This window comes from Winogradskyella sp. ECml5-4 (assembly GCF_036903175.1).
Classification (GTDB): Bacteria; Bacteroidota; Bacteroidia; order Flavobacteriales; family Flavobacteriaceae; genus Winogradskyella; species Winogradskyella damuponensis.
Genome location: NZ_JAYJLF010000089.1, coordinates 1 through 520, shown reverse-complemented (window position 1 = coordinate 520; position 520 = coordinate 1). Strand labels below are relative to the sequence as shown.

Here is a 520-nt window from a genome sequence, read left to right as displayed (position 1 = left end):
TCTGTGTTCTTGAGACTTAAATCGATCTCTGTTAAACCATCTGGAATACCATCATCACAAACTTCTAAAGCGCTTGGCACTATTAAGGCTGGTAATGGGTTTACTACTAAGTCAAAAGTAAGCGTTGATGTACAATTGGTTATTGTGTTTGTTAAGACAGCAACTAGCGTTTGCGGATTACTTGTATTGGTATACAATCCTGTAATAGGATTCACCCCTAATTCGGCATCAGCTTGGTTTTCGTAATATGCCAATGAAACATTTACTTGACCATCTAAAATCTCTGCATCTTTTGTAGATAAATCAAAGGCTTCTTCTTCATTCCCTGGATTATCGTAATCACACAGTTCATATGGCGTTACGGCTATTGTTGTTGGTAATGGATTAACAATTAACTGTAAAGTTGTGGTGTCGTAACAACCTGAAGTACCATTCTCTATACGAACATAAATCTCTTGTGCTCCTGCTGTTGTATTGGTATAATTGGTTGGTAATGGACTATCCCCTAATTCTGCATTTG

1 protein-coding gene is annotated in these 520 nt (G+C 37.3%); it reads right to left on the bottom strand.

Annotated elements, in window-relative coordinates:
- Nucleotides 1-520 (bottom strand): hypothetical protein (locus VDP25_RS17770; RefSeq protein ID WP_334471995.1); only part of this gene is annotated, 520 nt, incomplete at both ends.